General features: G+C 61.3%; 23 protein-coding genes and 1 riboswitch. Of the genes, 9 read left to right on the top strand and 14 right to left on the bottom strand.

Features of this window, described 5'->3' with window-relative positions; genetic code table 11:
* The 4 genes from PSN43_RS09875 to PSN43_RS09890 form a co-directional block, all read right to left on the bottom strand.
* A complete protein-coding gene (locus PSN43_RS09875) occupies positions 1-975 on the bottom strand; it encodes a sirohydrochlorin cobaltochelatase (RefSeq protein ID WP_272700553.1) in 975 nt (324 codons plus the stop codon).
* A 125-nt stretch (positions 976-1,100) separates the two neighbouring features.
* Positions 1,101-1,277: riboswitch (cobalamin riboswitch) on the bottom strand.
* A 15-nt stretch (positions 1,278-1,292) separates the two neighbouring features.
* Positions 1,293-2,963 (bottom strand): chemotaxis protein CheA, encoded by a 1,671-nt coding sequence (locus tag PSN43_RS09880; protein ID WP_272700554.1) that lies wholly within the window; start codon positions 2,961-2,963, stop codon positions 1,293-1,295.
* Between the two features lie 9 nt (positions 2,964-2,972).
* Positions 2,973-3,698: an Hpt domain-containing protein gene (locus tag PSN43_RS09885; protein WP_272700555.1), complete on the bottom strand. Its 726-nt coding sequence runs from the start codon at positions 3,696-3,698 to the stop codon at positions 2,973-2,975.
* Positions 3,699-3,713: 15 nt separating this feature from the next.
* On the bottom strand, positions 3,714-4,109 hold the full coding sequence (locus tag PSN43_RS09890) for a response regulator (RefSeq protein WP_272700556.1): 396 nt from the start codon (positions 4,107-4,109) through the stop codon (positions 3,714-3,716).
* A 181-nt stretch (positions 4,110-4,290) separates the two neighbouring features.
* Here PSN43_RS09890 and PSN43_RS09895 point away from each other — a divergent pair, with 181 nt between their 5' ends.
* The 5 genes from PSN43_RS09895 to gmhB all read left to right on the top strand — a co-directional run bounded on the left by PSN43_RS09895 (position 4,291) and on the right by gmhB (position 8,092).
* The gene (locus PSN43_RS09895; RefSeq protein ID WP_272700557.1) at positions 4,291-4,881 is read left to right on the top strand and encodes a TrmH family RNA methyltransferase; all 591 of its coding nucleotides are present in this window, start codon (positions 4,291-4,293) and stop codon (positions 4,879-4,881) included.
* A gap of 10 nt (positions 4,882-4,891) precedes the next feature.
* On the top strand, positions 4,892-5,503 hold the full coding sequence (locus PSN43_RS09900; protein ID WP_272700558.1) for an L-threonylcarbamoyladenylate synthase: 612 nt from the start codon (positions 4,892-4,894) through the stop codon (positions 5,501-5,503).
* A gap of 489 nt (positions 5,504-5,992) precedes the next feature.
* Complete coding sequence (locus tag PSN43_RS09905; protein ID WP_272700559.1) at positions 5,993-6,466, top strand: NUDIX hydrolase; 474 nt, start codon at positions 5,993-5,995, stop codon at positions 6,464-6,466.
* Positions 6,467-6,539: 73 nt separating this feature from the next.
* Complete coding sequence (gene pdxA / locus PSN43_RS09910; RefSeq protein ID WP_272700560.1) at positions 6,540-7,550, top strand: 4-hydroxythreonine-4-phosphate dehydrogenase PdxA; 1,011 nt, start codon at positions 6,540-6,542, stop codon at positions 7,548-7,550.
* A 2-nt stretch (positions 7,551-7,552) separates the two neighbouring features.
* A complete protein-coding gene (gene gmhB / locus PSN43_RS09915; protein ID WP_272700561.1) occupies positions 7,553-8,092 on the top strand; it encodes a D-glycero-beta-D-manno-heptose 1,7-bisphosphate 7-phosphatase in 540 nt (179 codons plus the stop codon).
* A gap of 419 nt (positions 8,093-8,511) precedes the next feature.
* Here the strand turns inward: gmhB and PSN43_RS09920 are convergent, their stop codons facing one another.
* Positions 8,512-9,438, bottom strand: coding sequence for a 4Fe-4S binding protein (locus PSN43_RS09920; RefSeq protein WP_272700562.1), 927 nt, complete (start codon positions 9,436-9,438; stop codon positions 8,512-8,514).
* A 123-nt stretch (positions 9,439-9,561) separates the two neighbouring features.
* Here PSN43_RS09920 and PSN43_RS09925 point away from each other — a divergent pair, with 123 nt between their 5' ends.
* Positions 9,562-9,954 (top strand): YidH family protein, encoded by a 393-nt coding sequence (locus PSN43_RS09925; protein WP_272700563.1) that lies wholly within the window; start codon positions 9,562-9,564, stop codon positions 9,952-9,954.
* A 73-nt stretch (positions 9,955-10,027) separates the two neighbouring features.
* Here the strand turns inward: PSN43_RS09925 and PSN43_RS09930 are convergent, their stop codons facing one another.
* The 4 genes from PSN43_RS09930 to typA form a co-directional block, all read right to left on the bottom strand.
* Entirely contained in the window at positions 10,028-11,080 is a 1,053-nt protein-coding gene (locus PSN43_RS09930; RefSeq protein ID WP_272700564.1) for an ABC transporter ATP-binding protein, read from the bottom strand.
* Positions 11,077-11,868: an ABC transporter permease gene (locus PSN43_RS09935; RefSeq protein ID WP_272700565.1), complete on the bottom strand. Its 792-nt coding sequence runs from the start codon at positions 11,866-11,868 to the stop codon at positions 11,077-11,079. The genes PSN43_RS09930 and PSN43_RS09935 overlap by 4 nt, the downstream gene beginning before the upstream one ends.
* A 39-nt stretch (positions 11,869-11,907) precedes the next feature.
* Positions 11,908-12,888 (bottom strand): tungstate ABC transporter substrate-binding protein WtpA, encoded by a 981-nt coding sequence (wtpA, locus tag PSN43_RS09940; RefSeq protein WP_272700566.1) that lies wholly within the window; start codon positions 12,886-12,888, stop codon positions 11,908-11,910.
* 193 nt (positions 12,889-13,081) lie between these two features.
* The gene (gene typA / locus PSN43_RS09945; protein WP_272700567.1) at positions 13,082-14,929 is read right to left on the bottom strand and encodes a translational GTPase TypA; all 1,848 of its coding nucleotides are present in this window, start codon (positions 14,927-14,929) and stop codon (positions 13,082-13,084) included.
* Positions 14,930-15,284: 355 nt separating this feature from the next.
* Here typA and aspA point away from each other — a divergent pair, with 355 nt between their 5' ends.
* The 3 genes from aspA to PSN43_RS09960 all read left to right on the top strand — a co-directional run bounded on the left by aspA (position 15,285) and on the right by PSN43_RS09960 (position 18,004).
* Entirely contained in the window at positions 15,285-16,694 is a 1,410-nt protein-coding gene (aspA, locus tag PSN43_RS09950; RefSeq protein WP_272700568.1) for an aspartate ammonia-lyase, read from the top strand.
* A gap of 140 nt (positions 16,695-16,834) precedes the next feature.
* A complete protein-coding gene (locus PSN43_RS09955) occupies positions 16,835-17,569 on the top strand; it encodes a septal ring lytic transglycosylase RlpA family protein (RefSeq protein WP_272700569.1) in 735 nt (244 codons plus the stop codon).
* A 162-nt stretch (positions 17,570-17,731) separates the two neighbouring features.
* A complete protein-coding gene (locus PSN43_RS09960) occupies positions 17,732-18,004 on the top strand; it encodes an HU family DNA-binding protein (RefSeq protein ID WP_269942210.1) in 273 nt (90 codons plus the stop codon).
* 77 nt (positions 18,005-18,081) lie between these two features.
* On the opposite strand, the gene PSN43_RS09965 is transcribed toward PSN43_RS09960, so the two are convergent.
* The 5 genes from PSN43_RS09965 to pta form a co-directional block, all read right to left on the bottom strand.
* Complete coding sequence (locus tag PSN43_RS09965) at positions 18,082-19,659, bottom strand: methyl-accepting chemotaxis protein (protein ID WP_272700570.1); 1,578 nt, start codon at positions 19,657-19,659, stop codon at positions 18,082-18,084.
* A gap of 164 nt (positions 19,660-19,823) precedes the next feature.
* Positions 19,824-21,974 (bottom strand): L-lactate dehydrogenase (quinone) large subunit LdhH, encoded by a 2,151-nt coding sequence (gene ldhH / locus PSN43_RS09970; RefSeq protein ID WP_272700571.1) that lies wholly within the window; start codon positions 21,972-21,974, stop codon positions 19,824-19,826.
* Positions 21,975-21,976: 2 nt separating this feature from the next.
* Complete coding sequence (locus tag PSN43_RS09975) at positions 21,977-22,603, bottom strand: LutC/YkgG family protein (protein WP_272700572.1); 627 nt, start codon at positions 22,601-22,603, stop codon at positions 21,977-21,979.
* Between the two features lie 61 nt (positions 22,604-22,664).
* Positions 22,665-23,867, bottom strand: coding sequence for an acetate/propionate family kinase (locus tag PSN43_RS09980; RefSeq protein WP_272700573.1), 1,203 nt, complete (start codon positions 23,865-23,867; stop codon positions 22,665-22,667).
* Complete coding sequence (pta, locus tag PSN43_RS09985; RefSeq protein WP_272700574.1) at positions 23,868-25,982, bottom strand: phosphate acetyltransferase; 2,115 nt, start codon at positions 25,980-25,982, stop codon at positions 23,868-23,870.
* Between the last annotated feature and the right edge of the window lie 19 nt (positions 25,983-26,001).

Genomic DNA, 26,001 nt, shown 5'->3' on the forward strand with positions numbered 1-26,001 from the left:
TTATTTGGCGCTCGGGCCCTGGGCCATGGCGTCGTTGAGGTGGTTCACATAGATGTCGGCCCAGCCGTCGAGCATTCCGAGGCCGCGCAGGTCGGTGGTGACCTTGTAGCCCGCCTTGGTCAGCATGACCTTCCAGGCGTCGTCCTCTTCGCCCGCCATGTCGTTGGAGGCATGGTCGCCCGCCACGATCATGAACGGCTTGAGCAGGACGTCCTTCTTGCCGGAGGCGGCGAGCTGCGGGGTCATGTCGTCAAAGGATGGGAATCCCTCCACGCAGCCGATGAAGATGGGGTAGTCGTATTCCGCCTGCAACACCTTCTGGAATTCCGCGTAGATGCCGGTCGAGAAGAAGTCGTTGCCGTGGCCCATGTAGACCAGGGCGGCGTTCAGTTCGCGGGCGTGGTCCACATCGGCCTTCAGGGTCTTGGCGGCCCGGGCCATGTCCTCGGTGTACGGATATTCCTCGCCGGGCAGGCCGAGGGCCGGGCGGCCGAGGGACAGCCGTGCGAAGGGCATGTTCTTGGCCTTGAGGGTGCGGATGGACTTGAGCCCGCCCACCAGGGTCATCAGATCGTGGAATTCCTCGCCCGCGAAAACGTGCAGGGATTGCACGGTGATGTCGCGGCAACCGTCGTTCTGGAGATCGGCGATGGTGGCCAGGGGGTGCTTGACGTAGAGGACTTCGGCGGGGATATCCGCATGAGCGGCTTTCCAGGCGTCGTCGTTCTGGCGGCCCTGCCAGATATTGCGGATGATGTTGGAGGTGAAGGCCAGGCGCACGGGGACGCCGGGGTGAGCCTTCTCGACCTTGGCCTTGATGTTCAGGATCGATTTGACGGCTTCGGGGTAAGAGGTGCCGAAGGCGGCCAGGACAATGGCCTGTTTGACGGGTTGTGCGTCGTGGTGCCCGGCTTGGGCCGGAACGGCCAACAGCAGAGCGAACAGGCAGAAGACGAAGTTTCTGACAACTGTCATCATGTTCTCCGAAAATGGGGGCGGGGAGGGAAAGAAAAAGCCCCTTCCTCTTCGAATTCAGAGGAAGAGAGCCCGTATTATCCCTTCAAAACCTCGGCGGCAAGCCCACGTACCACCGCGGCAAGTCCTTGTGATCGCTCCAGGCAGGTCTTCCGGCTGGTCCCTCCCGCTTCCGCCTTCCCAGGTTGACCCCAGTGGCATGAATGGAAACGGTTCGGCGAGACGTCACGGCGGCGGGTCCGCTCCCGATTCTCACGGGATTCCCTATTGAGTCCGAGGACACCTGAACTTGAAGTGAAATATGCTTTCCGCAGTGCTTATGTCAAGGATGACCGGGCGTTTTCGGCGATACGTTCCTGAAACTGGCGGATCATCTTTTCGGCGTCGATGACCAGGGCGTCGGATTCGCCCATCATGCCATAGCCCAGAATGGGGACGTTGAAGATTTCCTCAACCGGGACGGTGAAGCCGGTGATGACCACCTGTTGCTGGCGCAGGACCTCGTCCACCAGAATGGCCCCCTTGTAGTCGCCGACCCGGACCACGATGGCCTGGGCCCTCTCGATGTTGTCGATCTCCGGCGTCAGTTCCAGGAGGTCGGCAAGCCGGAGCAGGGAGTGTATCTCGCCGCGCACGTCCACGGTCTCGCGTCCGTCGGGCAGTTCCACCACGTCGGTGCGCCGGGGCATGTAGATTTCCACCACGTCGCGGCTGGGCATGATGAAGGTGTCTCCGCCGACGCGGCAGACCAGGGCGTCAACAATGCCCTCGTTGGCCGATCTGTCCAGGGGAATGGAGATGGTGAAGTCTGCGCCCTTGCCCAGTTCGCTCTCGATGGCCACTTCGCCGTCCAGAGCGACCTTGATGGCATTGACGACGGCGTCCATGCCCACGCCCCGTCCGGAAACGTCGGTGATTTTTTCTGCGGTGGAAAAACCGCTTTGGAGCACGAAGCGGAGTATCTCTTCGTTCGAGTACTCCTTGTCCGGATCGGCCAGCCCCTTTTCGAGGGCTTTGGACAGGATGCGGTCCGGATCAAGCCCGCGTCCGTCGTCGCCTACCCGGATGAAGGCGTTGTCGCCCTTGCGCCAGGCGGACAGGGTCACGATCCCGGTTTCGGGCTTGCCCGCGGCCTTGCGCCCCTCGACGTCTTCCAGGCCGTGGTCGACGGCGTTGCGCAGAAGGTGGACCAGCGGCTCGTTGAGGCTCTCGACAATGGTCTTGTCCAGGGCCAAATCGTCGCCGTGGACCTCGAAATCGAGCTTCTTTCCGATTTTCTGGGAGAGGCTTTTGACCAGCCGGTGCATGGGCATGAAAATCTGCTTGAGCGGCACCAGACGTATGGCGTTGACCTCCTGCTGGAGCTTGGTGATGACGTTGTCGAGCTCGCGCAGGCTGGAGGCCACCTGGGCCACGTTGGCGGCCCCGCCTTGGGCGATGACGGCGTAGGTGACCATGAGCTTGCCCACCAGCTCGATGACCCGGTCCAGGCGGTCCGTGGGGACGCGGATGGAGGCGATGCCTTGCTGCGCGTGCCGGGCGTCCTGCCTGGCGTCGGCTTCCGGGCAGGGCTTTTCTTCGGGGCTCCCGACAGGTTCGGCTTTTTCCTCGGGAATTTCAGCTTTGGCGGCGGGCGGTTCCTCGAACGCCTTGGCCGCTTCCTCCTCGGTCTCTTCGCGGACAGGAGAGGGCGGCGCGGTTTTTATCTTGGCGAGGGCGTCGCCGCTGCCTTCGAGCAGGCCGCCCAAGGCGAAGAAAAATTTCTTCTGCGCTTCGCAAATGTTGAGCATGGCGGTGACGATGTCGTTGTTGACGGGCGTGATGCCGTCTCTGAGCATGTCCAGCAGCGCGATAACTCCGGCCGAGGAGAGCTGCATACACGAGAGGCCGAGGGCGTCAACCACGGCCTCCACGTTCTGGCCTGTGGCGTCCACCTCGAGAATCCGCCGCTCTATGTCCTCGATGCATTGAATGATGCTGTCCTGCATGGTGTCGCCTTATTGCGCGGTGAAGTAGGTCTCGCGGTCGGGGTATACGGAAATGGTCTTGTCGAATCCCCAGCCTATGAGAGTCTGTTTGGCGTCCGGAGAGACGTTGCAGGCGGCAATCCGGAAAGTGACGCCCATGCTGGCCACCGCCGCCCACGCCCCGGACCCGAAGGTCAGCACCCCGTCCAGGTCGAGGAGCACGGGGTCGCCGGGTTCGATGGACAGGATGGCGGAAATGATGGGCTTGAACTGGGCGTCCAGGTGGACGCGCGGTTCATTGACCTTGATGATGGTCACGCCGTTCAGGGTTTCCGTGTCCACGCCCGCTCCGGCGGCTTCGCCGTTGTCCTGCCGGGTGGCGGAAGCCTCCGCGATGAGGCCGAGAACCTCTTCGCGCTCTGCGGTGTCCGTATCGCCCATGCGCAGTTGTTCGAGGACTTGGAAAATCATGTTCACCCCGCGCGAGAGCAGGGTGACGTTGTCGGGAGACGAGTCCACTTCGCCGGACTGCACCTTCTTGAGGAAATCCTCGATCTTGTGGGTGAAGTGGGAAGCCTCCTCGAAGCCCGCCATAAAGCCGGTGACGCCCTTGATGGTGTGCAGAGGGCGGGCCAGTATTTCAATTCCCTGCCCGAGGTCTCCGTTCTCGAGCAGTTCAAGGCCCTCCATCACCTGCGGGTAGTACTTGTCGTTGACCTCGGAGAAGAACTCCTCGACCATCGGGTCTTCGCTCATGTTTGATCCTCGGTCCTACTTGTGCAGAAGTCCCAGTTTTTCCAGTTCGGCATACAGCTTGTCCTTGGCGACCGGCTTGACGATGTAGGCAGAAGCCTCGCCGTCGTGGAAGGTGCGGATGACCGTCTGGGGATCGTCCAGGGCCGTGGTCATGATGACCTTGACTCTCGGGCGGTAGCCGTTTTCCGTTTCGAGATTCCGAATTCGCTGCAATGCCTCGATGCCGTCCACCTCCGGCATCATGATGTCCATGAGGATCAGATCGTAGGGCCTGTTTTCGTCATGGCCCATCTTGAAAGCCTCGACCGCTTCCCGGCCGTTGACCACGATGTCCACGTCGAACAGGGTCATCAGGAACGACCGTAGGACCTTTCGGCTCAGGAATTCGTCTTCGACAATGAGTGCACGCATTTTGTTCTCCGCTTCTTGCCGGGGAAAGGGATTCAAGCTTCCTTTTCCTATGTATATCAAAAAAATGTCAATATAATGATAGGAATTAATTGTTCTCAACACATTATAATCTTGACATTTGCCCGAATGGAAAGCGCGCTGCGGGGTTGCCAAATGGCGACATAATGGATACCAACGCCGCATGATCAGAAAGATTACGGAAGAAAGGAAAAAACGTATTGACGGGGTGTTGGCCAGGAGACAAAAAGACCTGACGTTGGTCATGGATAATATTTGGGACCCTCACAACGTCTCGGCGGTTCTCAGGAGCTGCGACGCTTTCGGGGTGGCCGGAGTGCATTTGTACTACACGGATTCCCAGTGGCCGGACCTGGCCAAGAAGACTTCGGGCTCGGCCAAGAAATGGATCGAGCTCACCCGCCACGTGGACGCTGCCGACATGGTCGGCCATCTCAAGGAGCAGGGTATTCGAATTCTCAGAACGGGGTTCTCCGAATCGGCACGGCCGGTCATGGACTTCGATTTCACCAAACCCACCGCTATAATATTGAGCAACGAGCACCGGGGCACATCCCCGGAGCTGGCCAAGCTCGCGCCCGACGAAATCTACATACCCATGCAGGGCATGGTCCAGAGCTTCAACGTATCGGTGGCCGCGGCCATCATCCTCTATCAGGCGTTCGTTCAGCGCGACGCCGCCGGCATGTACGACAATCCCTCCCTTTCGCGGGAGGAACTGGAATCGCTTAAAACCGAATGGTATTCGAGATAAGGAGGCTGTCATGCAAGAGTTGCTCAAGGTTCTGCGTTCAGACGGCATCGTGATCTATCCCACAGAAACTCTCTACGCGCTGGGTTGCGACGCCACCAGCGCCGCGGCCTGCGACCGCGTGGCCAGAGTGAAAGGGCGTCCCAAGGACCGGCCTCTTCCCCTGATTATCGGAGGCCTGGACATGTTGGCTCTGGTGACTGCCGAAAAAAGCCGATCCCTTGTGGATCTGGCGGCCGCGTTCTGGCCCGGTCCGCTGTCCATCCTGGTCAAGGCGCTGCCCGAGCTTCCCTCCTGGCTGTCCGACGACGAGGGGTACACTTCGGTCCGCTGGTCAGGCCACCCCTTCGCCTCCGAACTGTCCCGCAGGTTTCGTAAGCCCATAGTCGCCACCAGCGCGAATCTGTCCGGCAAGCCCCCGGCGGCCCTGCCCGAGGATATCGATCCGCAGTTGCTGGAGATGGTGGACGGATACTATTTCGATCCGCCGTGGCCGCGCGGGCACAAGGCGTCCACCGTGGTCAGAATGCTCGGGTCGAGCAAGCTGGAGGTTATCCGGGAAGGTGAAATTTCCATCAAGAAACTTTGCGACAAGGGTTTTTCCGTGGCCGTGCGCAACTCCTGACCGTGTCGCGCGGGTCAAAAAACTTGAACCCGCATACACCGCCAGTGGACCTTTGCAGGGTCCGGGTAAAAAATCTTGTACCCTTTTGAGGGGACAGGATTTTTTTCTTGCCTTTTCGATTATATATAACTAATTGATTTTATTAAAATTACATAAAAAATGAAACTTTTTGGATCGTTTGGCACAGGGGTTGCTAATATTAAAGCAAGTTCTTCCTTTTTTTGCACACGAGATAATCAAGGCTTCACCGGATGGTCCGATGGAGCCTTTCTCGTATGGTTTGTCGTACAGTTTTATATCAAATAAAATCAGTATATTATTAAGTCTCTTTTGCCCGAATGACAGCGGCGTGCCGGGGGGCGCCGGGGCGTCGCTTGGCGCAGGAGGGAAGTCCGCCGGGTTAAAAAAATGGAATTCGGCCGTTCCGGGTTTGACTTGGCGGGCGAGTTTGTGAACAGTCCGTGGGTGAATCAGTCAATGGAGCGTGCAATGGGCAAAGTTCGGGCCTGCCCCCACTGCGGGGGCGAAATAGAGGTGTACCGTAATCCCGCGCCTACGGTGGACGTGGTCATCGTGACGGCGTTGCCGGAAGGCGGGGAGGGCGTGGTCCTCATCGAGCGGAGCAATCCGCCGCTCGGGTGGGCGCTGCCCGGCGGTTTCATCGATTACGGAGAGACCTGCGAACAGGCCGCCGTTCGGGAGATGAAGGAAGAGACCGGGCTGGACGTGCGCCTCACCGGCTTGCTCGGGGTCTATTCGGACCCGGACCGCGATCCGCGCAGGCATACCATGAGCGTGGTCTACACCGGCGAGCCCGAGGACCCTGCCCGGCTCAAAGCGGGAGACGACGCGGCCGGGGCCAAGGTTTTTCCTCTGGGCGAGTGGCCCGAACTGGCCTTCGACCATGCGCGGATTCTGGCGGATTTCCTGGCTCGGCGGGATAGCTGTCCCGAGGCGGATTGACTTGCCTCATGGGCGAGCGTAGCTTCCCGAAACCGGGCTTGACCCGGCAGACCGCTTTCAAGGTGACATAACAATGCGAACCCTGTGCATAACCCTCGGGGACCCATGCGGCCTCGGCCCCGAGCTGGTGACTCGTCATTTTCTGGACGGCGGGCGGACCGCCGACCGATTCCTGCTTCTTGGGCCGGTTTCAACCCTGGACCGCGAACTGGCCAGGCTGGGAGCGCCCCGTTTCTTTTCCCTCCTCGATTCTCCCGAGCAGATCGCCGACAAGGGGCCCGGCGTCTACCTGTATCAGCCGCCTGAACTCGACGGCGTCGAATTCCCCCCGGCCTGCCCTTGCCGCGAGGGTGGACTGGCCGCAGGCGTCAGCCTGGATACGGCCGTTCATGTTCTCAAGTCCGGGCTGGCGCAGGGCCTTTTGACCTGCCCCCTGAACAAGGCCATGCTCAATGCTGCCGGATTCGACTTCCCCGGGCACACGGAGTTTCTCGCGGAGAAGCTCGGCGTGGGGCGGGACAACGTGTGTATGCATTTGTGCGGCCACGATCCGGACGACCCTTCGCCCAAGCTGCGGGTCAGCCTGGTGACCACCCACCCGCGTCTTCGGGATGTGCCCGGCCTTGTCACCCGGGAGCGTATTCTGCATTGCCTGCGGCTGACCTCCGATTTTCTGCGTACCCTCGGCCTTGAAGGCCCCATAGGCGTCTGCGGCCTCAATCCCCATGCGGGTGAGTCCGGCCGTATCGGAGACGAGGAGATCACCACCATCATCCCCGCTCTTGAGCAGGCCGCCGCCGAAGGCATTCTGGCCGCCGGGCCCGTGCCGGGCGACACCATCTTCCATTTCGCCGCCCAGGGACGTTATCCGGCCGTGTTGGCCATGTACCACGACCAGGGCCTCGCTCCGCTCAAGCTGCTTCATTTCAGCCGCGCCGTGAATGTCACGCTGGGGCTGCCGTATCCGCGCACTTCTCCCGATCACGGCACCGGATATGATCTGGTGGGAACGGGCGAGGCGTCCATCGACAGCTTCAGGGCCGCGCTGGACATGCTCCGCAAACTCGTCGGTAAAACGAGGTGACGATGTTCAAACGGTATGTCCTTCTGGACCGCGACGGGACCATCATCGTGGACAAGCACTATCTTCACGATCCCGATGAGGTGGAGCTTCTGCCTCAGGCCGCCGAGGGCCTCAAGCGGATGCAGGGCATGGGCTTCGGCCTGGCCGTGTTGACCAATCAGAGCGGTATCGGGCGTGGCTATTACGATAAGGATTCGGTTCTCGCCTGCAATCAGCGCATGATTGAACTCCTGGCGGCCCAAGGCGTGATGATCGACGGCGTGTTCTTTTGCCCGCACGAGCCCAAGGCGGGTTGCGATTGCCGCAAGCCCAAGCCCGGCCTTATGCAACGCGCCGCCACCGAACTCGATTTCGACCCCTCGCAGGCGTTCATGATCGGCGACAAATCCGCCGACATCGGCCTGGGCCGGAAAACCGGCGCAACCACCATCCTCGTGCGAACCGGAAAAGGCGCACAGCAGGAAGCCAAATGCGGCCACCGCGCGGACCATGTCTGCGACGACCTTTTCGCCGCCGCATTGTTCATCGAAAGCTGTCTGTAGGACGGATGATGCCTCCGGCGGCCGGGGGAAGGGAGGGAAAAACCCTTTGAAAAGGGTTATTTCCCTCCCTTCCCCCAGACCCCCATCCCACCCTTTTCCCAAACTTTTTGTCGCCGCTTCGCGGGGGCGGCAAATGATTCGCTTTTTCCCCAACGTATTTTTCTAGCTTGATAGTTGCCTCGAGAGGAAGCTCTTCTCTAGGTCGATCTGCATCCGCGCGGGCAAAGGTTGGCGGAGAAATAAGCCTCTTCGCAAAACAACTTTCAAGTTTGATTGGCTCTTTGCAAGAAAAGGGAACCAATTGTCGACGCCCCGCGAAGCGGCGACAAAAAGTTTGGGAGAGTCCAGAGAACCTTTTTCAAAAGGTTCTCTGGCGGGGTCCGGGGCGGCGCCCCGGCTGCCGGAGGCTCCCCATCCGTCTACAGTTCGTCGATTTTGAGCGGGCTTCCTTTGTCGGGTGTGGCTCTGAGCGTGAGGGCGTCTTTCGGGCAGGAGAGGGTGCAGACGCCGCAGCCCATGCAGCGGTCTTCGCGGATGAACGCGCCGTTCTTGTCGAAGCCGATGGCCTTGAACTGGCATTTCTGGGCGCAGGTGCCGCATTTGGTGCAGAGCTCCCGGTTGACTTCGGCGAGATAGCCGGACGAGCAGAGCATGGGGATGCCGTGGGCGTGCGCCTTCATGGCTCCGCAGCAGCAGGAGCAGCAGTTGCAGATGGCGTAGAAGCGTCCGAGGGCGGCGTCCTTGAAGAAGGCGTGGGAGACATGCCCGCGCGCCTGTTCAGCCTTGACTACGGACACGGCCTCATCGGCGGTGATGATCCGGCATTTGTCGGGATGGTGATCGAGGATGAAGGAGGCGAAAGGGTCTCCGATTATCAGGCAGACGTCGGTGGGCGTGCACGGGTTTTTCATTCCGGCTCGGCAGGGGCATTCGAGGCGGACGATTTTTTCCGGGTGATTCAGGATGAGATTGCGGGCCCTGGTATAGGGCAGAACGGTTTCGGGCAGGACGGTATTTACCGGGCGGTTCAGGCGGATGAGCTTGGTGGCCTCCGCCAGGGGCAGGGGCTTGCCGTGGTAGGCGTCGCTCCAGGTTGATTTTGTCTGGTTCGGGTCGCCCGAGCGGTGGGCGTCGGTTTCGGTGAAGGGGTGAACGCGGTCGATGATGAAGACGAGCGGCACCCACAACCAGCGCCACCACGGGTTCTTGTCGCCGGCCAGGCCTATGTAGTGGTATGGCCACCGGGCGTAGACATAGCCGTGGATGAAGTCGAACAGGGACATGCCCTGCTTGCGGCACGCGCGGTAGTAATCTCTGGTCGATCGCTTGATGAAGGGTATTTGCATTGCCGTTTTTTGCCCTGTATATGTTCAACAAGTCTGATGATAGTACCTTTTGGGATGGCAAAGTCAACATTGCGGCATAACGGCCTGGAGGGATTCCGGCCGATCGAGACCGGAGGTAGGCTGATGAGCGAAAGGAATGGCGAAGGCGAGGGCGTCCGATTGGCCCGCGAGCGTAACGCGCTGGCCGTGGACCGCACACGGCTGGCGAACCGGCGGACGTTCCTGGCCTGGTGCCGGACATCGCTGGCTTTTATGACTTTCGGGTTTCTGCTCGAGAAAGTGGACGCCTTCCTGGCTTTTCAGAAGTCCGATGTGAGCGCCGGGGCGCTTGCCGAATTGGGGTGGCTTGGCAAGTTCGCCTTTGTGGGCGGGCCCGTGCTGATGATTTTCGCTGCCTGGCGGTTTTATCGGCTTGAGAAGGAATTGGGCTTGGACAAGGGAGATCTCTGCGTAATCCCCGAGCTGATCCTTTTTAGCGTGATAATGGCCAGCGCCGTCATTTATCTTTTCTTGTAGCCGCCGTTCCGGTCCGGCTCGTTTAGGTATGCTCGGGCCGGGGCGTGTTCCGTAATATGGCCGTAATGCGAGGTCAGCCGTTGTCCGGCATGTGGTGTAGGTGTTCTCCGGCGAAGCCGACGATCACTGTCGAGCCGCAGTCCAGGCCCCGGTTGAGCACCATGTGGCGGTCCACCAGGGCGGTCATGCTCTGATCGCCGCAGCGGATGACGGCGGTCCAGGTGAATCCCTCCCGCTCCACCCGTTCTACTGTCCCGCGCAGGACCTGCCAGTCCCGCGGGAAATCCTCCACGCTTCCGACAAAGGCGTCTTCGGGCCGAAGGGCCGCGAAGCCCGCAGCTCGCGCGGGCAGTTCGGGCAACCCTTCGAAGGAGTGCCCCGCGAAGGTGCAGCAGTTTTTGTCGTAGCGGGCCGGGAATACGTTGGTCATGCCGACGAAGGCGGCGGTGAAAGGCGTGGCCGGACGCCGGAATATGTTGGCTACCGTGTCCTGCTGGTGCAGCCTGCCGTCCTTGATGACCGCTCCCCGCTCGGCCAGGATCATGGCGTCCGCAAAGTCGTGCGTGACCATCAGGAAGGTCGTGCGCGTGGTCTCATGCACATTTTTCAGGGTTCGCCGCAGCTCCCCCCGAAACTGAGGGTCCAGGGAGGAGAGGGGCTCGTCCAGCAGGACCACATCCGGGCGGCACGCCAGGGCGCGGGCCAGGGCGGTGCGTTGCTTTTCGCCTCCGGAGAGGTTGTCCGGGCGTCGGTTTTCGAGTTTCGAGAGGCCCAGTTCGTCGAGCAGGGCTCGGGCCTCGCGTTTCCCTTCATCCCGCTTTATTCCGTGGTATCGTTGTCCATACATGACGTTTTGCAGCACGGTCAGGTGCGGGAACAGGGCGTGGTCCTGGTAGACCAGGCTGACCTTGCGCTCTTCCGGGGGCAGGTCGGTCACGTCGCGGCCGTCGACGAGCACCGAGCCGCCGTTCAGCCGGGTCAGCCCGGCCACGGTCTCGAGAACCAGGGTTTTGCCCGACCCTGTGGAGCCCATGAGGGCGAAGAATTCCCCGGGGCGGACGTGCAGGGAAACTCGATCCAGGGTGAACCCCGGCAGGTTGATGGTCAGGTCGGTCAGTCGGATCACGAGGGCTTTCCTTTGGGCAGGGACAGGGACCGGAGCAAGAGGAAGAAGAGCATACTGACGAGGATGAGGATTACGGCCACGGGCTGGGAATACTTGAGTCCGTAGGCCGTGAATCGCTCGTACATGAGCACCGGCGCGACCATGGGGTGGTAGGCCACGATGATGATGGCCCCGAATTCGGACAGGGCGCGGGCCATGCACATAATCATGCCGACCAGCATGTAACGCCAGCACAGCGGCAGGGTGATGCGGAAGAATGTGGCTGCGGACCCGGCTCCCAGGGAGCGCGAAACGTTCTCGAGCCGCCGGGGAATGGATTCGATGCCCGATTTGGCCGCGTTCACGTAGAAGGGGACGCCCACAAACACGAGTACGGCCACGATGCCCGTGGTCGACCCCATGATTTCCACGCCCATGGATTGCAGCAGGCTCCCGAAGGCGGTGTTTGGACTGGTCAGCCCGAGCAGGGCGATGCCCACCACCGGGTGGGGGATCATGATCGGCAGGTCCACCAGGCTTTCGACAACTTTCTTGCCGGGGAATTCGTTCCGCGCCAGCAGATACGCGAGGGGCGTGCCGAAAACGAAGGCGATGCCTGCGGCGGCCGCCGAGGTGGACATGGACAGCCAGACCGAGGCCAGGACCTCGGGATCGCCCAGGGTGTCGATGAAGACTTCCCAGGTCGGCCCGGTCAGGGTGGAGGCCATGGGGATGCCGATGAACAGCAGCACCAGCGCGGCCGAGGCGAGCATCCAGCCCTGGAATATGCGGCCGGGGAGGGGCCGCAAGAAGCCGCGCCCTCCCCGTGTAGTCGTTTCTGTCATTGCTTATTCGGAGACGGTGGCCAGGGGCTTGAGGGCCTCGGGCAGCTTCGCCATGCCGTCGGCGTTGGTGCGCACCGGCACGAACGGCGGCTGGCCCATGTCCTTCAGAATCTTCAGCCCGCCCTCGGGGGCGAACAGGAAGGCCAGGAAGGCGTCGGCGGCTTCCGGGTTGGGAGCCTTGTCGATCCGGGTGATGCCGTAGGTGATGGATTTGCCCACGCGTTCGATGAAGGTGCCGGGTTCCTTGCCGGTAACCTTGACCTTGGCCGAGGCATAGTAGGCGTTCATGTCGAAATCGCCGAGGTTCAGGTGCTTGTCCAGGGTGACGTACTTGAGATTGTGCTGCACGGCCACGGACAGGTATTCCCAGGCGTAGTCCATATGCCCGGACTGGAGCAGGGAGATGAGCTCGACGGACTTCGGCCGGACGTTCTTCTCGGGGCGGTTGGCCAGGAACTGTTCGTAGAGACCCGCCCTGTCATAGAATTTTTCGGCGAGTTGCAGGACCATCAGGGAGCGGTAGCCGCAGGGGTCCAGGTTGGGATCGGAGTGGCCCCAGACCACGCCGTCGCGCAGGAGAATGTCGGCCCATTTGTCGCCGTTGATTTCATCCGCGAACTTGGACTTGTCGGTGTAGCAAAGCACCATCTGGTTGGAGGCGAAGCGGACGTTCCAGGAGGAAAATTTGGGGATCAGGTTCTTGTCGATGACCACGTAGTCGGCGGAAGCCATGATGTCGGCGGGCTTGCCCACTTCGGAGATCAGGCGCGCCATTTTCGTGGAGCCGCCCGCTTCGCGCAGGACGTCCACCTTGGGGTACTTGGCTTCGAATTGTTTTTCGATGGCCGCGAACGGGACGGACAGGCTGCCTGCATGGAAGATGATGAGTTTGCCGGAAGGCTCGGCCTGTGCGGCGCCCGGAGCCAGCAGCAGGACCAAGGTCATGGCCACGGCGGCCATGAATGCGGGAATACGGTGTGACATTTCCACTCTCCTTGAAAGATTGAAAAACAGTCGGTTGTGAAATTGCCGACATTATGCTCTCGTATGAATAATGTGTCAATTGTTCAGTTAAAACATCCTTTTAAGGTGCGCTTTCGAGCTAATCAATCCCAGATTTCGACACAAAAAAAGGCTGCGTCGAAACGCAGCCTTTCCTATTGGCATTATGTTATTTTTAGCCGTTTTCCTTGACCTTTTTCTTCTTGCCTTCCTCGCGATGCCGCACCAGTGCCGAGAGCTCGCTTTTGCGCAGCCGGATGGACAAGGGCGTGACCTCGACCTCTTCGTCGTCCTTGATGAAGTTCAGGGCGTACTCGAGGGTCATGGGCTTGACCGGGGTGAGAATGACGGCTTCGTCCTTGCCCGAGGCGCGCATGTTGGTCAGCTTCTTTTCCTTGGCCGGGTTGACGTTGATGTCGTTCTCCCGGTTGTGCTCGCCGATAATCATGCCCTCGTAGACCGGGTCGCCGGGGACCACGAAGATGCGGCCGCGCGGCTCAAGGTTGAACAGGCCGTAGGCCACGGCCTTGCCGGAGCGGTCGGCCACCAGGGAGCCGGTGAACCGGGAAGTGACCTCGCCCCGGTATTCGCCGTACCCTTCAAGGTAGGAGTTCATGATTCCGGTGCCCTTGGTGTCGGTCAGGAATTCGTCGCGGTAGCCGATGAGCGAACGGGCCGGGACGGAGAATTCCAGGCGGACGCGGCCGGTGCCGTTGTTGACCATGTTGGTCATGCGGCCCTTCCGGATTTGAATTTTCTCGGTGACGATGCCCATGAAGTTCTCGTCGCAGTCCACGTAGAGGTGCTCGATGGGCTCCAGCTTCCGGCCGTCTTCGTACTTGAAGATGACCTCGGGGCGGCCGACGGAGAGCTCGAATCCCTCGCGGCGCATCTGTTCCACCAGAATGGCCATCTGAAATTCGCCGCGTCCCTTGACCAGGTAGGCGTCGCGTCCGTCGGTGTCCTCGACCTGGATGGCCACGTTCAGGAGGGTCTCCTTGTGCAGCCGCTCGCGAATCTTGTTGGTCTGGACGAGCTTGCCCTCCTGGCCTGCCAGGGGAGAAGTGTTGATGCCGAAGCGCATGGCCACGGTGGGCTCGTCGACGGTGATGCGGGGCAGGGCCTTGGGGTCTTCCTTGGTGCAGATGGTGTCGCCGATATGCACGTCCTCGATGCCCGCCACAACGACGATGTCGCCGGGTTCGCAGGTCTCGGTGGGGACGACCTGGAGACCATCGTAGGTCTGGAGCTTGGTCACCTTGAGCGGAACGGTGCGGCCGCCGTCGGCGATGCAGAGGAGCTGGTCGTTGGACTTGGCCTGGCCGTGATGGACCTTGCCGATGGCCAGGCGTCCCAGATAGTCGGAGTAGGACAGATCGGAGACGAGCATCTGGAAGGGTTCATTGGGGTCGTGCCGAGGACCGGGCACGTGATCCACGATCATGTCGAGGAGGATGTGCAGGTTCTCGCCGCGTTCGTCCGGAGACGTCATGGCGATGCCGTCGCGGCCGATGGCGTAGAGCAGGGGGAAGTCGAGCTGCTCCTCGCTGGCGTCGAGGTCGATGAACAGATCGTAAATTTCGTTGAGGACTTCGTCCGGACGCGCGTCCTGGCGGTCGACCTTGTTGATGACAACCATCAGGGTGAGTTTCTGTTCCAGGGCCTTTTTGAGCACGAAGCGGGTCTGGGGCAGCGGGCCTTCCGAAGCGTCGACCAGGAGGATGGCACCGTCGGCCATGGACAGGGAGCGTTCCACCTCACCGCCGAAGTCGGCGTGGCCGGGGGTGTCGATGATGTTGATCTTGGTGTTTTTCCAGGAGACGGAGCAGTTCTTGGCGGCGATGGTGATGCCGCGTTCCCGCTCCAGGTCCATGGAGTCCATGATGCGGTCGTTGACGTCCTGGCCCTCGCGGAAGAGCCCGGATTGCTTGAACATGGCGTCCACCAGCGTGGTCTTGCCGTGATCGACGTGGGCTATGATGGCGATATTGCGAAGTCCGTTGTTGTTTATTTTGTTGCTCATGGTCTCTCCAATAATATGTAATAGGCGCAAATGCGCAGGGAAGCGGTTAACCGAAAGCTGTTCGGCTGGCAAGTGGAGATTTGGCGTCGGTCCGAGAAAGTCTGTTGAAATCCGGCCTAGTTTGTATAGAGTAAGTCGCAAGCATCGTTCAGCTTGTGCCGCAGGATTTCCCTCCGGCGAAGAATTGGGACGGCTTTTTTTTGCTTTGGTTGCCGCTGTCAGCATGAGCTTTGCGGCCATTCCGGCCCGCCGTGCGCCCTTCGGGTGTTATTCCGGCGGGAAGGGGACCGTCATGCAAACCGGCCCTGACGCGGGGCGACGGCCCGCGCGACGTCATCAATAACGGAGATTCCTCATGACCCAATTGCGACTGGAACACGACAGCCTCGGCGAAGTGGCCGTTCCGGCGGACGCCTATTACGGCGTCCAGACCCGGCGGGCGCTGGACAACTTCCATATCTCCGGGATTCCCATGTCCCATTACCCCCGCCTCATCAACGCCCTGGCCTACGTCAAGATGGCCGCTGCCGAGGCGAACGCTTCTCTGGGGCTTCTGGACGAGGACAAGAGCCGGGCCATCGCCCGGGCCTGCGAGGAGATCCTGGACGGCAGGCTGCACGAACAGTTCGTGGTGGACGTGGTGCAGGGCGGGGCCGGAACCTCGGCCAACATGAACGCCAACGAGGTCGTCTGCAACCGCGCTTTGGAGATCCTGGGACACGCCAAGGGCGAATATGAGCACCTCCATCCGCTGAACCATGTGAACATGTCCCAGTCCACCAACGACGTATATCCGTCGGCCCTGAACATCGCCCTGATTCTGGACATCCGCGAGTTGATCGAGGCCATGGACTACCTGCGCAAGGCGTTCAAACGCAAGGGCGGGGAGTTCGCGGACGTCCTCAAGATGGGCCGTACCCAGCTCCAGGACGCCGTGCCCATGACCCTGGGGCAGGAGTTTTCGGCCTGGTCGGTCATGATCGGCGAGGACATGCAGCGGATGGACGAGGCCCAGGCCCTGGTCCACGAGATCAATATGGGGGCCACGGCCATCGGCACCGGGCTCAACTCCCATCCGGACTATGCCCGCACGGTCACGGAAAAGCTCGTCCAGCACACCACGCTGCAACTTGTTTCCTCCCCCGATCTGGTGGAGGCGACCCAGGACACCGGCGTTTACGTCCAACTGTCGGGCGTGCTCAAACGCGCCGCCGTAAAGCTGTCCAAGATCTGCAACGACCTGCGCCTGCTCTCCAGCGGTCCGCGCTGCGGCCTGAACGAGATCAACCTGCCGCCCATGCAGCCCGGTTCCTCCATCATGCCGGGCAAGGTCAATCCGGTCATTCCCGAGGTGGTCAACCAGGTGGCCTTTACGGTTATCGGGCACGACATGACCGTGACCATGGCCTGCGAGGCCGGGCAGCTCGAACTCAACGTCATGGAGCCGGTCATAGGCTTTTCCCTGTTCCAGTCCATCAATATGCTCCGCCGCGCCTGCCTGACCCTCGCCGACAAGTGTGTCTCGGGCATCACGGCCAATCGGGAGCGCTGCCGAGAGATGGTCGAGCACTCCATCGGCCTGGTCACGGCGCTGAATCCTTTCATCGGCTACGAAAAGTCCGCCGAGATCGCCAAGGAGGCCATGCGGACGGGCGGTTCCGTGTATGAGATCGTGTTGGAAAAGGGATACCTCAGCCGCGAGGAGCTGGACGACATTCTCAAACCCGAGAACATGGTCAAGCCGCGTTACGTGCATCGTTCCTGATGCGCCTGGCGGCCATCAGGGCCCGTGGCTGGTGACAATGCGGGGCCGGGCATTGCTTTTTGCGCCCACTTCCTCTACGGTTTTCTAGAAAAAATCGAGAGATTCACCCGTTCCCCGGACACAGGACACACGGAGGAAGAATGCGACACCTCGCGGCCCTGTTCGCCATATCGGTTTTGCTGGCCTTGGTCGGCTGCGGCCCGAAGCATGTTCCTTCGACGCCGTCGGGCTCCGGGGACAGCGGCGTGCGGTTCGACCCGAAGACCCGGCCGTACACTGTCCTGGGCAAGACCTATTATCCGTTGAAATCCGCTGCGGGCTACGACGAGGTCGGTCTGGCCTCTTGGTACGGCGCGGATTTTCACGGCAGGAAGACGGCTAACGGGCAGACCTACAATATGTACGGCGTGTCCGCAGCCCACAAGACGCTTCCGCTGGGTTCCCGGGTGCGCGTCACCAATCTGGAGAACGACCGCACCGTTATCCTGACCATCAACGATCGGGGACCGTTCGTGAACGAGCGCATCCTCGATCTGTCCTACGGGGCGGCGAAAAAGCTCGGCACGGTGGAACGCGGCGTGGCCAAGGTCCGCGTCACCTCCCTGACGACGGAGGTCGTCCCCGAGCGGCTCAAGGACACGCCCGGCAGGCTTTATCATGTGCGCGTAGGGGCCTTTGCCGTCAGGGACAACGCCCTGCGGGTGCATAGGCAACTGCTGGCTTCCGGGTACAGCGGCGCCAACATTACCGTTGTCGACCGGGACGGCCAGATGCTGCACATCGTTCAGGCCGGGAGCTTCAAGACGAGGGATCAGGCGGAACGTGTTCTGGAAGCTCTCAAAGGGGAGTTTCCGACCTGCTACATTATCAGTTGAAATTCACCCGAAGTGGTGGCATAGCATCCCGGTTTTGTGTATGAACTCTGCGTGGGACGTGGCTTTTTGCGCTTCCCATTCACCAGGCGAGAGTGTATGACACTAAGACTTATTTACGTGTCATATGTAGATAGTATCCATAAACCACTATAGGAGTTTTTTATGACCAAAGCTGAACTCGTAGCGAAAATCGCTGAAAAGATCGGCACTTCCAAAGCCCAGGCCGAGGCTTCCATGAACGCTATCCTGGACACCATCCAGGAGGAGCTGGCCGCAGGCAACAAGCTGACCCTGACCGGTTTCGGTACTTTCAGCGTGAGCGAGCGCCAGGCCCGCACCGGCCGCAACCCGCGCACCGGCGCTGCATTGAACATCCCGGCCTGCAAGGTCGCCCAGTTCAAGCCCGGCAAGGTCCTGAAGGACGCCGTAAAATAGCTGCGAGGCTGTTTTTGAGAAAAAAGCCCCCCCGGCATCGAGTCGGGGGGGCTTTTTTACGCGGTGGCGGTGACGGGTTATTTCATCCTGCCGACCACGTCGTTCAAATGACGGGCCAGTTCGGCCACGCGGTCGATGGCCTTGGACGCTTCTATCATGAGTTCGTCGGTCTCGCCGCAAACCCTGTTCACATCCGAGGTGGCCGCGCTGATCTGCTCGCTGGCAGAGGATTGCTGCTCGGCTGCGGCGGCGATGGAGTGGACCTGGTCGGAGGTGTCCATTGTCGTTGACAGAATGGACGCCAGGGCTTCGCCGGAGCGGCCCGCGAGGTCCGTGCTTCGGGTGACGGAGTCCACCGCGGTCTGGGTGGCGCGCACATTCTGCCGGGCAACTTCCTGAATCCCCTTGACCGCCGAGTGCACTTCGCTGGTGGCGTTCATGGTCTTTTCCGCCAGCTTGCGGACCTCGTCGGCGACAACCGCGAAGCCGCGTCCGGCATCGCCCGCGCGGGCCGCCTCGATGGCCGCGTTGAGAGCCAGCAGGTTGGTCTGGTCGGCGATATCTTCGATGACTCCGAGAACCACGCCGATTTCCTCGGCTTGATGGTCAAGCTGCTCCATGGACAGTTTGAGTCCCGATGCGTGCTGCGAAACTTCGTCGATGGCCACGATCACCTCGCCGACCACGTCTTTGCCCGCGCTGGCCTGGTCGCTGGCGGCGCGGGCATCAGTCGCCGCCCTCTGGGCGAATCGGGCCACTTCCAGCACGGCGGCGTTCATTTCCTCCATGGCTGCGGCGGTTTCCGTGGTGCGATCGGTCTGCTTGCGGGAGCCTTCCCGGGCCTTGGCGACCATTTCTTCAAGAAGGGCCGAGGCTTCGGCCAGTTCGCCCGAGATGCCGGTGGCCTCGCTCGCGGCAGTGGAAATGCGTTGGTTCTGATCGAGAATTTCCCGTTCGTGTTGCCTCGTCTTCGTGGTGTTCAGGTACAGGCAGCAGCCGCCGATGACCCGGTCCTCCACGTCGTGCAAGGGAAAGAGGTTGATGAGCACGTTGATGTCGCTGCCGTCGGCGTGCTTGAAGACGCCTTCGACATTCATTTCCCTCGAGTCGTCGGCCATGCGGTCCGCGATCTTGGACCGGCGGTCGTCCTTGTAGAATATCTGGGAGATCATCCTGCCGTAATAGGTCTCGGGGTCCTCGCGGGAGCCGAGCATATCCAGGCATTCCCTGTTCAGGTAGGTGATGCGCTGGCCGGTGTCCACGATGCAGCAGGGGATGGGAAGTCCGTGCAGTATGGATCGGGCGAAGCCGAGGCGCTCCTTGTAGCGCGTGGCGAGCTCGCCCACCTTTTCGCCCAGCCCCGGAGCCTTGGTCGCCAGGGTGTCGGCGTCGGCCTTGGCGTATTCCTCGTCGAGCAGGTGCCCGGTGAATTCCGAAACTGCGGCGGCAGGGCACACCAGGGCGCGATGGAGCAGCGTGAAGACGACCGCCCCCAGGACGGCGAATACCGCGATCAGGATCGCGGCGAAGGCGATGCATGATCCGGACAGGTCGAAGAGGATGGAACTGGCCGCGACGACAAGGGCGGAAATGAGCAGCGTGGCGGCGTACAGACCCGCAGTGAGCTTGAATCGGAAAGGAATGGTGTTGGGCATGGTTTGCATCCGGTGGGAAGGCGTTAAAATGAGAGGGTTCCCCGTTCGTGGTGTGAACGGGGAACCCATTTGAGGCCGGTTCGTTCAGGAGGAAGCAGGGTGTGGTTGCTTCTACGGATTGCGGTCCTTACCTTCTGATAGCCTCAAATTATTGGCGAAGCCTATTACTTCTTGTTCTTGGACATGACCTCTGCCACGTGTTTCACCTGGACTCTGGACCCCCGACGCTTGAGGCCGCCGCGCAACTGCATGATGCAGCCGGGGCAGTCGGTCAGCAGGGTGTCCGCGCCGGTGGCCTCGACATTGTCGAGCTTCTTCTTGAGCAGCTCGGCCGAGAGTTCGGGGAACTTCATGGAGAAGGTGCCGCCGAAACCGCAGCAGACCTCTTCCTCGGCGCATTCGACGTATTCCATGCCGCTCTTCTCGATGAGCTGGCGCGGCGCTTCGTGGACATCCAGGCCCCGGCACAGGTGGCAAGGCGCATGGTAGGTGGCCTTTTCACCGGTCTGCCTGAAGTCTTCGGCGTTCACCTTGAGCACGTCGTTGACGAAGGAGGAGTAGTCGATGATCTTGGCCGCGAACGCGTCCGCCCTGAGTTTCATGGCGGGCTTGTCCATGACCAGTTTGGGATAGTTGTGCTTGAGATGCGCGGCGCAGGAGGCGCAGAGGGTGACGATGTAGTCATAGGCCTCGGGCTCGAAGGCGCGCAGGTTCTGCACGGCCACGTCGCGGGACGCCTTTGTCTCGCCCATCATCTGCACCGGCAGGCCGCAGCAGGACTGTTCCTCGGGGAATTCCATGGCGACATCGTTGGCCGCGAAGACGTCAACGGCGGCCTGCATCTGCTCGGGATAGACGAAGTCCTGCACGCAGCCCGAGAACAGGGCGACGCGGTACTTGGGATTCGCCACCCGGGGACGCTTCTCCTTCCACCAGTCGCGGAACGGGGTCTCGGCGATGGTCGGCAGGGCGCGGAAGCCGTGCTCCTTGGAGAAGATCATGGGCAGATGGCGGATGAATCCGTCCTTCTCGGCCACGGGCTTCTGGCCCCACTTGGCGGTGCGCAGCAGGGTGTGGAACAGCTTGCGGTTCTTGAGCATCTTGCCGAGCAGGAAACTGGGCAGCGGATGGCCGTCCTCGTCCTGGATGCGCGCGTGAATCTCCTTGATGAGACGCGGAAGGTCGATGCCGCCCGCGCAGACGTCCTTGCACGCTTCGCAGTTGATGCAGTTCTGAACCAGGTTCTTGGCCTTGTCCTTGCCGTGGAAGAAGTAGGTCAGAATCAGGCCGATGGCGCCGATGTAGATATGACCCATCTTGTGGCCGCCCACCAGGCGGTAGACCGGGCAGACGTTGGCGCAGGCGCCGCAGCGCACGCAACGGTTGACCTGGGAGAAGAGCGGGTCCTTGATGAGTTCGCTCCGGCCGTTGTCGAGCACCACGTAGTGGATTTCCTTCCTGCCGTCCTCGGCCGCCAAACATTCGTTGTTGCCGGTGATCCAGGTCACGTAGGACGTGATCGCCTGGCCGGTGGCGTTGCGCGGCAGCACCTTGAGGATGCGCAGGGCGTCATGCAGGGTGGGCAGCAGCTTGTCGATGCCCATCAGCGCGACGTGGACCCTGGGCAGGGTGGACACCAGACGGGCGTTGCCCTCGTTGGTGACCAGACCGATGGAGCCGGTCTCGGCTATGGCGAAGTTGGCGCCGGTGATGCCCATGTCGGCTTCGACGTATTTCTGCCGGAGCTCGCGGCGGGCCACCTTGACCAGCTTTTCGATGTCGCTGTCCTGCTCCTTGCCGGTGACCTCGGTGAAGAGGTCGCCCACCTGGAAGCGGGAGAGATGGATGGCGGGCATGACCATGTGGGACGGGCCCTCATGGCGCAGCTGGATGATCCATTCGCCCAGGTCGGTCTCGGTCACTTCGAGACCGGCGTCCTCCAGGTCGTGGTTGAGCAGGGTTTCTTCCGCCGTCATGGACTTGGACTTGACGATCTTCTTGCAGTTCGCGTCCTTGGCGATTTGGGCTATGATCCGGTTTGCCTCATCGCCGTCTTTGGCGAAGTGCACATGGATACCGGCGGCCTCGGCGTTCTCCTTGAACTCCCGATACAGGGCATCGGCGTTGCGGGCGGCTTCGTCCTTGGAATCGGCGATCTCCTTGATCAGTCCGCGGACGTCCATATCCTTGAACGCGTTGGCTCGGCCGGCGCGGTAGGCGATGGCGAAGTTGTCGAGAGTCGTGCGCAGGAAGTCGTTTCCGAGCGTCTCGCGCAATTCCTCGCGGTATTCTTTGAGGTCATTAGCTTTCTGCATGACTAGTCCTCCAGGATCAGGATGTGCAATTCAAGGGGGCCGTGAACGCCCAGGGCCAGGACGCGCTCGATGTCGGCGGTACGGCTCGGGCCGGTGATGAAGGCCAGGTAGTCCGGCGTCTTCTTCATCCTTGTCAGCATCATCTTTTCCACCGCGTAGGTGTTGGCCTTGATCTTGGATTTGGGCAGCACACAGACGTGGAACTCGCTGACCATGGTGGCCAGACGCATTTCCTCGCCCGGACAGTCGAGCATCAGCGTGCCGGTGTCGGCAATGCCGTACTCGGCGAAGGTGAACCCGATGTCCACGCCGGCCAGGTGGTCGCGCATCCCCTCGGAGATACACTCGAACCCGGCTTTCTTGGCCTGGGCGGCCAGCTTCTTGTACAGGTCCTCATTGAGGCCCGGCGCGGCGATGACCTTTTTCTGCTTGGCATCGCACAACGCCTCGGCCTTGTCGGACAGGTCGGCTTCGCAGCCGCTGATCATGAGCTGGCAGGCTTCCTTCTTGTCACACAGGTTGATGACATATTTCAGCGCATCGTCTTCAGTGGCGATGCTCGTCACCTTGGCGGAGACGAGCCCCGCCTTCTCAACAAACTTCTGGTACAAATCTTCCTTGGAAGGCATCGTACCTACCTCCATGTATTGTTATGACCCCGGCCCATTCGGACCGCCACAACGGGTCGTTTTATTTGGCAAGCATCATGGCCTCGCGGGCTATGGCGAGTTCTTCGTTCGTCGGAATGACCCAGATCGCCACCGCACTGTCTTCGGTGCTGATCTTGCGGGCTTCCTTGGAACGGGTGGCGTTGACTTCGGCGTCGATCTTCATGCCGAAAGGCTCAAGGCCCTTGATGGTTTCGGCCCGGACGATGTCGTCGTTCTCGCCGATGCCGGCGGTGAAGACGATGGCGTCGACGCGGCCGAGAACGGCCATGTAGGAGCCGATGTATTTGCGGGTCCGGTAGGTCTGCACGTCGAGGGCGAGCTGGGCGCGTTCGTCGCCCTTTTCGACGGCGGCGTGGATGTCGCGCATGTCGTTCATGCCGCACAGTCCCTTGAGGCCGGACTCCTTATGCAGGATGTCGTCGATGGCGGCGATGTCCAGGCCTCGGTTGACGGCCAGGTAGTTGTGGACAGCCGGGTCCACATCGCCGGAGCGGGTGCCCATCACCAGGCCTTCCAGCGGGGTCAGGCCCATGGAAGTGTCGACGCACAGGCCGTTCTTGACGGCGGAAATGGACGCGCCGTTGCCCATGTGAATGGTGATGAGGTTCATGTCCTCGACCTTCTTGTCCATGAGCCGCGCGCATTCGTTGGCCACGTACTTGTGGGAGGTGCCGTGCGCGCCGTAGCGGCGGATATGGTCCTCTTCGTAGTACTCGTAGGGCAGGGCGTACATGAACGCGTGGGGCGGCATGGTCTGGTGGAAGGCCGTGTCGAAGACCAGCACCTGCGGGACGTTGGGGAACAGCTTGGTGGCGTCCTTGGCCCCGCCCAGGTTGGCGGGGTTGTGCAGGGGGGCCAGCCGTTCGGTCTCGGTCAGGTCGGGCCACATGTCTTCGGTGATGATCACCGGATGGTTGAACTTCTCACCGCCGGCCACAACGCGGTGGCCGACGACGTCGATTTCATCCATGGTGCAGACGGCGTTCTCGCCGGTGCAGATAAGGTCGATGGACAGCTTGAGGCCCTCCCCGTGGGTCGGAATGGGCTGTTCGATCTTGGTTTTGACCTCCCTGTCGGTGCCCGGGAAGGTCTTGCTTGTCAGAACTCCCTGCTCCTCGCCGATGCGTTCCACCAGGCCGGAGACCATGACGGATTCATCAGTCATGTCGATGAGCTGGTACTTGATGGAGGAGCTGCCGGAGTTGATAACGAGAACTTTCATCTATTCACCTTTTTCAGCCTGGGCCTGGATGGCCGTGATGGCTACTGTGTTGACGATATCGGGAACGGTGCAGCCGCGCGAGAGGTCGTTGACCGGCTTGTTCAGGCCCTGGAGAACAGGACCGATGGCCACTGCGTTGGCGGCTCGCTGCACTGCCTTGTACGTGTTGTTGCCGGTGTTCAGGTCGGGGAAGATGAACACCGTGGCCTTACCGGCCACATCGGAGTCGGGCATCTTCACGCGGGCGACGTCGGGGTCGACGGCCGCGTCATACTGGATCGGTCCGGCCACGGGGAAGTCCAGGCCGCGCTCGGCGAGGCGCTCGCGGGCGACCTTGGTGGCTTCGATGACCTTCTCCACGTCTTCGCCCTTGCCGGAGGAGCCGGTGGAGTAGCTGAGCATGGCCACGCGCGGTTCGATGCCGAAGATTCTCGCGGTTTCCGCGGAACCCAGGGCGATCTCGGCCAACTGCGCGGCGTTGGGGTTGGGGTTCACGGCGCAGTCGCCGTAGACCAGAACCCGGTCCTTGAGGCACATGAGGAAGACGCTGGAAACAATGGAGCAGCCCGGCTTGGTCTTGACGAACTCGAAGGCGGGCCGAATAGTGTGGGCCGTGGTGTTGATGGAGCCGGAGACCATGCCGTCGGCAAAGCCCTTGTGGACCATCATGGTGCCGAAGTAGGTGGGATCGGACATGCGGTCCCAGGCCTGCTCGGCGATCATGCCCTTGTGCTTGCGCAGTTCGAGGTATTCCTCGGCGAAAGGATCAAGCAGGTCGGAGTTGACCGGATCGATGATCTGCGCGCCGGTGATGTCCAGACCGAACTTGGAGGCGTTGTCCCGGATGGTCTTTTCGTCGCCCAGCAGGATGATTTCGGCCGCGCCGCGCCGCAGGATGATGTCGGCGGCGCGCAGGACGCGCTCCTCGACGCCTTCGGGCAGGACGATCCGCTGCGGGTTGCGGGAGGCCTTGTCCAGCAGGGAGTACTCGAACATCTTGGGCGTGACCTTGGTGGAGCGCTTCTCGACCACGCGGTCGCGCAGCTCGCTCACGTTGACGTGCTGGGCGAATCCGCCGAGCGCGGTGGCGATGCGCTGGTAGTCGTTGGCCTCGATGCGGCCGTAGAGGGAGTTGAGCTCCTGCACGGTCTGGTAGGTGTGTCCCTTGGCGGACAGCACCGGAACCGGGACGCCGGTCCATCCCTCGATGAGCTTGTGCACGTTGACGGACACGTCGAGGCCGCCGGTGAGCACGATGCCCGCGATGTCGGGGTAGGAACTGGACAGGCGCGAGGCGAGGCTGGACAGGATGATGTCCGAGCGGTCGCCCGGGGTGATGATCAGGCTGCCCGGCTGAATGTATCCCAGGAAGTTGCCGATCTGCATGGCGGCGACCAGGTAGTTGTCTACCAACGCCTGGAGGCCGGAGTGTCCGTAGAGGACGTCGGCGTCGAGCCAGCGGCGCACGTCGTTGATGGACGGCTTGCCGAGAGCCTCGTCCTCGGGGATGACATAAACAGGCATGGGCTCCTGGCCACCCTTGCGCTCGATATGGCTGACCATTTCGTCGGTCATGCCTTCGGGTGCACGGTTGACCACACAGGCCAGGGAGTCCACGCCCTTTTCAGCCAGGGTGTCCAAGGTGGTCTGGGTGATGTTGACCACTTCCTCCGGTGCCTTGTCGCGGCCGGACGTCACAACCAGCATGGGCGCGCCGATGTTGGCGGCGATGTCCGCGTTGAGGTCGAATTCAAAGGCGGGGTCCTTGCCCTTGAAATCGGTTCCTTCGCAGAGCACGAAGTCATATTGCTCTTCCAGCATCTTGTACTTGTTGAGAATGTTCTCGAGCACAAGGGCGTGCTGGCCGGAGTTGATGAGCTCGCGGGTCTGCTTCAGGGTGTAGGCGTACGTGTCTTCGTAGGGAATGGACAGCTTGAAGTGATCGATCATCAGAGCGATGTCGTGGTCCATTTTCCCTTCCCCCGGATCATTGATGATGGGCCGGAAGATGGCGACGTTGTGGAGTTCCCTCGTGAGCATCTGCATGACGCCGAGAACCACGGCGGACTTGCCGCTGCGTTCTTCGGTGGCGCTCACGTACAGGTTCTTGGACATGGTGCTTTTCCTTGTTTTT

The organism is Desulfovibrio sp. Fe33, assembly GCF_028532725.1.
GTDB lineage: Bacteria > Desulfobacterota > Desulfovibrionia > Desulfovibrionales > Desulfovibrionaceae > Pseudodesulfovibrio.

Bases quoted from the DNA above. Each gene is read 5' to 3' on its own strand.
- PSN43_RS09895 (WP_272700557.1), top strand. From the start codon at position 4,291: ATGATCAGAAAGATTACGGAAGAAAGGAAAAAACGTATTGACGGGGTG.
- aspA (WP_272700568.1), top strand. From the start codon at position 15,285: ATGACCCAATTGCGACTGGAACACGACAGCCTCGGCGAAGTGGCCGTT.
- PSN43_RS09960 (WP_269942210.1), top strand. From the start codon at position 17,732: ATGACCAAAGCTGAACTCGTAGCGAAAATCGCTGAAAAGATCGGCACT.
- PSN43_RS09925 (WP_272700563.1), top strand. From the start codon at position 9,562: ATGAGCGAAAGGAATGGCGAAGGCGAGGGCGTCCGATTGGCCCGCGAG.
- PSN43_RS09885 (WP_272700555.1), bottom strand. From the start codon at position 3,698: ATGAGCGAAGACCCGATGGTCGAGGAGTTCTTCTCCGAGGTCAACGAC.
- PSN43_RS09920 (WP_272700562.1), bottom strand. From the start codon at position 9,438: ATGCAAATACCCTTCATCAAGCGATCGACCAGAGATTACTACCGCGCG.
- ldhH (WP_272700571.1), bottom strand. From the start codon at position 21,974: ATGCAGAAAGCTAATGACCTCAAAGAATACCGCGAGGAATTGCGCGAG.
- PSN43_RS09880 (WP_272700554.1), bottom strand. From the start codon at position 2,963: ATGCAGGACAGCATCATTCAATGCATCGAGGACATAGAGCGGCGGATT.
- typA (WP_272700567.1), bottom strand. From the start codon at position 14,929: ATGAGCAACAAAATAAACAACAACGGACTTCGCAATATCGCCATCATA.
- PSN43_RS09900 (WP_272700558.1), top strand. From the start codon at position 4,892: ATGCAAGAGTTGCTCAAGGTTCTGCGTTCAGACGGCATCGTGATCTAT.
- PSN43_RS09905 (WP_272700559.1), top strand. From the start codon at position 5,993: ATGGGCAAAGTTCGGGCCTGCCCCCACTGCGGGGGCGAAATAGAGGTG.
- wtpA (WP_272700566.1), bottom strand. From the start codon at position 12,888: ATGTCACACCGTATTCCCGCATTCATGGCCGCCGTGGCCATGACCTTG.
- PSN43_RS09980 (WP_272700573.1), bottom strand. From the start codon at position 23,867: ATGAAAGTTCTCGTTATCAACTCCGGCAGCTCCTCCATCAAGTACCAG.
- PSN43_RS09975 (WP_272700572.1), bottom strand. From the start codon at position 22,603: ATGCCTTCCAAGGAAGATTTGTACCAGAAGTTTGTTGAGAAGGCGGGG.
- PSN43_RS09955 (WP_272700569.1), top strand. From the start codon at position 16,835: ATGCGACACCTCGCGGCCCTGTTCGCCATATCGGTTTTGCTGGCCTTG.
- pdxA (WP_272700560.1), top strand. From the start codon at position 6,540: ATGCGAACCCTGTGCATAACCCTCGGGGACCCATGCGGCCTCGGCCCC.
- pta (WP_272700574.1), bottom strand. From the start codon at position 25,982: ATGTCCAAGAACCTGTACGTGAGCGCCACCGAAGAACGCAGCGGCAAG.
- gmhB (WP_272700561.1), top strand. From the start codon at position 7,553: ATGTTCAAACGGTATGTCCTTCTGGACCGCGACGGGACCATCATCGTG.
- PSN43_RS09875 (WP_272700553.1), bottom strand. From the start codon at position 975: ATGACAGTTGTCAGAAACTTCGTCTTCTGCCTGTTCGCTCTGCTGTTG.
- PSN43_RS09890 (WP_272700556.1), bottom strand. From the start codon at position 4,109: ATGCGTGCACTCATTGTCGAAGACGAATTCCTGAGCCGAAAGGTCCTA.
- PSN43_RS09965 (WP_272700570.1), bottom strand. From the start codon at position 19,659: ATGCCCAACACCATTCCTTTCCGATTCAAGCTCACTGCGGGTCTGTAC.